This window comes from Paenibacillus forsythiae T98, from assembly GCF_000520735.1.
Taxonomy (GTDB): domain Bacteria; phylum Bacillota; class Bacilli; order Paenibacillales; family Paenibacillaceae; genus Paenibacillus_AQ; species Paenibacillus_AQ forsythiae.
The window spans coordinates 1-4,477 of the sequence record NZ_ASSC01000187.1; the positions used below are offsets into that span (position 1 = coordinate 1).

At 54.7% G+C, this 4,477-nt stretch carries 3 protein-coding genes; 2 read left to right on the forward strand and 1 reads right to left on the reverse strand.

Annotated elements, in window-relative coordinates:
• Positions 1-1,878: bifunctional diguanylate cyclase/phosphodiesterase (locus tag L692_RS0106825; RefSeq protein ID WP_025698359.1), on the forward strand; the 1,878-nt coding region annotated here is incomplete at its 5' end.
• Positions 1,879-2,022: 144 nt separating this feature from the next.
• On the opposite strand, the gene L692_RS0106830 is transcribed toward L692_RS0106825, so the two are convergent.
• On the reverse strand, positions 2,023-3,720 hold the full coding sequence (locus L692_RS0106830) for a methyl-accepting chemotaxis protein (protein ID WP_025698362.1): 1,698 nt from the start codon (positions 3,718-3,720) through the stop codon (positions 2,023-2,025).
• A gap of 242 nt (positions 3,721-3,962) precedes the next feature.
• Here L692_RS0106830 and L692_RS0106835 point away from each other — a divergent pair, with 242 nt between their 5' ends.
• Positions 3,963-4,394 carry a MarR family winged helix-turn-helix transcriptional regulator gene (locus tag L692_RS0106835; RefSeq protein ID WP_025698363.1) on the forward strand — a complete coding sequence of 144 codons (432 nt, stop codon included), beginning with the start codon at positions 3,963-3,965 and terminating at the stop codon, positions 4,392-4,394.
• Positions 4,395-4,477 lie beyond the last annotated feature (83 nt).

Below are 4,477 nucleotides of genomic sequence, written 5' to 3' on the forward strand. Positions count from 1 at the left end.
CTGTCGGGAGCCTGCGTGCTTGGAATCGGGGTTTGGGCGATCCACTATATCGGGATTCTGGTCAGCGGCCTGCCGTTTGGCGGGCGTTACAACGCGGTTATGGCGATCCTGTCCATGTTTGCCGGAACCGCCTTCTGCTACTTCGGGCTGTCCGTTTCGCAGGGGAGGCTCATGACGTTCCTGCGCTCCGCCGCGAGCGGGCTGCTGCTGGGTGCGGGAATTTCCGTGATGCATTATGCGGGCATGTCCTGGATGAAGCTGGACACGCATATCCGCTATAATTTGCCGGGGCAAAGCGTCTGTGTCATGGTTACGCTTATCGCCTCTTGTACGGGTATCATGCTGATGGGCCGATTCAAGGATTCTCCGGGATTTAACCGGTGGAAGCTATATTCTGCGCTGCTGCTCGGTATTGCAATAAGCAGTATTCACAACACCAGCCTGGGAACCGGCCATTTCGCTTACGGCAGCGGGCTTGGCACGGGCGCGTCCCAGATGCAGAGCGATGTTATTCTGCTGGTGGGCGTGTCTCTCGTCACCCTGTTCATGTTCGGAATAACCGGAGGAGCCGTCTTCCTGGACCGGCATGTGCTTGAGCGGATGGCCTATCATGATCCATTAACCGGATTGCCGAACCGCCACGGGCTGGAGCGCTACTTCAAAGACAGGTTTCTTCACGGGGGCTCCGGAGCCGTATTCTTCATCGATCTGGACCGGTTCAAGTCCATTAACGACACGCTTGGCCACGATATAGGCGATATGCTGCTACAGGAAGTGGCTGCGAGGCTGCTTAGAAACGTAAGCCCGCGGGGGAAGGTATTTCGTTTGGGCGGGGACGAGTTTTTGATCGCCGAGCCCGGCTTCTCCCCGGATGAGGCGGCGGAGGAAGCGCAGCGCATTCTCCAGGATATCAAGAAGTCCTTCCGGATCGAGGACAATGATCTGTATGTCACCGCCAGTGTCGGCATCAGTATGGCTCCGGCGCACGGAACCGATCGGTCGTCCTTGATGAAGGCGGCGGATACCGCGCTATACACGTCAAAAGATTCCGGCAAGAATAAATTCAGTATGTTCGATTCCGAAATGAACAGGCATCAACTGCGGCGAATGTCGCTGGAGAAGGATCTGCGCAAGGCGCTTGCGCAATCGGAATTCCTGGTCGTGTACCAGCCGAAGTGGGATTCGCTGATGAATATCACCGTTGGGCTGGAAGCGCTGCTGCGCTGGCGGCATCCCGAGCATGGCATTATTTCTCCGGCCGAGTTCATTCCCATTGCGGAAGAGACGGGGCTGATTGTGCCGATTACTTACTGGATGCTGCATGAGGTGTGCAGCCAGAACTTGCTCTGGCATAAGGAAGGAGTCGCTTCGGTCGCCGTATCCATCAATATGTCGGCGCGGATGTTTGAGTCCGAGGATCTTTATGAGGTTGTGGTGGAGGCCCTGTCGCGTTCCGGGCTGGACCCGCAATATCTGGAGCTTGAAATTACGGAGTCCATTGCGATGAACAATATGGAAGAGACGGTGGCTCAGCTGTCCAAGCTGCGCAAGCTGGGTGTCAGAGTATCGCTCGACGATTTCGGGACAGGCTTCTCTTCGCTGGGGAATCTGGATGAAATCCCGGTTAATACGCTCAAGATCGACCAGGTGTTCATCCGAAAGAGCAAAATGCATTCCAAGAAAGCGATCATCAGCAACATTATCGCCATCGCCAGCAACCTGAATATGGAGGTTGTCGCGGAGGGCGTGGAAACGCCGGAGCAGATCGAACTGCTGCAATCGCTGGGCTGCCGGGTTATGCAGGGCTATTATTACGGACGGCCGATGCCTGTTCACGAGCTGGGGCAGTGGTTTGTGGATAATGCGGCGGCGGTATAAACGTTTGTTGACTTGGACAATAGATAATCATACATAATGAGGGCGGCTGAAGGAGAGCTTCAGGCCGCCCTATGAAAAACAGCCAGGGGGCCGGAATCATTCCGGCCCCCTGGCCTGCTATATTTATACCAAGGGGAGGTTTACCTAAGCCACCTTGAACTGCTCCACAAGCTTCTGCAGCTTGTCCGCAAGGGAGGAGAGGAAAGCGGAGGAGGCTTCAACCTCCTGCATAGCGGCGAGCTGCTGCTGCGAAGCGGCCGACAGGCTCTCCGCGTTGGCCGAGGTCTGGTTGGATACGCTGACAGTGCTCTGGATCGCCTCCACCATTCCGTCTGCGATTTCTGCCAGCTGCTGCATCGTTTCGGAGACCTCCTGGCTTTGGGTCGCCATCCGGGAGACGGAACCTTCAATCTCCGAGAAGAACTGCCCGGCACTCGTCACCATTACTGTGCCCTGCTGCATTTCCACGGTCGAACGGTCCATCGTCTCTCCGGCCAGATCCATCTGGGCGACAATCAGGCCCAGCAGCTCGCCGATTTGTCTGGCGGAATCGCCCGACCGCTCAGCCAGCTTGCGGACTGAATGGGCGACAACGGCGAAGCCGCGGCCTTCTTCGCCGGCGCGGGCGGCTTCAATTGCCGCATTCAGCGCCAGCAGGTTCGTCTCCGCCGCGATGCTCGCGATGGTGCCGACGATGCTCTCGATTTCCTTGGAGTGGCCGGCCAGTGTATGTATGATGCCGGACAGGTCTTCGATACTTCCGCTCATAATCTTCATCTGCCGGGTCGTGGAATCCATGGAATCCCTTCCGGTCCGTGCCTTATCGGCGCCCTTAATGGCATCGTTCATGGCCTGGTCGGCATTTTGTGCGATTTCGGCAATAAACCTGGACATTTCCTGCACCGCCTGGTAGCTGCTCTCCAGGTGCCGCAGCTGTACTTGCGCTCCTTCCGCAAGCTCCATCGTTACGTTGACGGTATGTTCGCCGGTCCGGTTCGTTTCCTGCGCGCTTGCCGACAGCTCCTGGGACGATGAGGCAACCTGCAGGGAGGTTTCGTTCACTTCGGTAATCAGCCTGCCCAGGTTGTTGGTCATTTCATTAAAGTCCCGGGTCAGCGTGCCGATTTCATCCTTGCTGTTAAGCTCCAGAGGCTCATGGTTAAGATGGCCATGGGCAACCTGATTGACGACGCGGGACAGTCTGGACAGCGGGCTGATCATACGACGGATAAGGAAATAAACAATCAGAATGGCGGCAACAAGAATGGAAGCGCCGATGATAAAAGGCTTGATGATAATATCCATCGTTCTCTCCTTGACGAGAGGACCGTCAAAGTTGATGGCCATCAGGGCGACAATCGGTTTGGTTGGGTCATTTTCCTGATAGATCGGGCCGTAGCCGGTTTTTAGAGAGGTTCCCTGGTAAGTGTACACTTTGGAGTAAGTAGAGTGCTTCATGGTCGTAATCATGGACTTGTCTTCTTCGCTGAAATAGAAGGAATCCCCTGCTTTGTACCCTCTGGCTTTCATGTTCATATCGGCGGCAAGAATTTTTCCGTCCAGCGATAAAATAAAGGCTTCCTTGAAGATCGGCTTATGCGTTACAATCCAGCTGATCTTGTCCTCAATGGCGCTAAGATTGCTTCTGTCGCCTGAGGCCAGAGCACTAATCTCTCCGGGATCGACTAGTCCGGTTGTAATATTGGCACAGCCCACAAGTTCGAGGCCTGCAGCCTCATCCAGCTGGCTATAGGCGGCGCGGTAGCCGAAGAATCCGATGGAGGACCCCACGAGCAAAAGCACAACCAGCATCATCCAGGTTAATTTAGTTGCCAATTTCATCATATTCCCCCATTTATATAAACAAAATGTATAGACAGCATTATGAATTATATCAGATAGAGGCTTGCTTGACTGTGCCTTATTATGTAGTCCTCTTATCTTAGTTAACGGCTGCTCGCTCTTGAAAATTTAGTGGAAATTTAAGTCTCTTTCATAAAAGAGTTAATAAGATGGAACCTTGTATGGGAACCGGGCAAAATGATACGCTGGAACTATAACAATGAAACGGAGCTGAGACGCAAATGTCGCGACAGATTGATCCGCTTGTCGAACAAATCGGATTATCAATGTGGAGGGTGCAGCGCAAAATCATTTCCGGGATCGGGCTTAATGCGGAGCTTGGACTAACGTTCCCCCAGTTCATCTTGCTCAATATGATAGCGCATGAAGGCAGGGCCCGGGTGGTAAGGCTTGCCGAACGGATGGAGGTGAAGTCGAGTGCGGTTACGGTTATGCTTGACCGTATGGAGGCGAGTGGTCTGATCAGCCGGGAGCCGGACGAGAATGACCGCAGAGCCGTAGTGGTAACACTCACTGAAAAGGGGGAGCACATCCGGGCCGAAGGCCAGCGCCGCTCCTTGATCTCGCTGGATCAGTATCTCTCGATTCTGACGCCGGAGGAGCTTCGCCATTTCGCGGAATACTATGATATGCTAGAAAGGCAAGAGCGGTAGCGCCTGCTTCCGGGCGGCCGGAAAGCTGCGGCGCGCTCTGCTGGATAGCCAAAAGGGGCGGCCGCAAGCCTGCGAAATGGCAG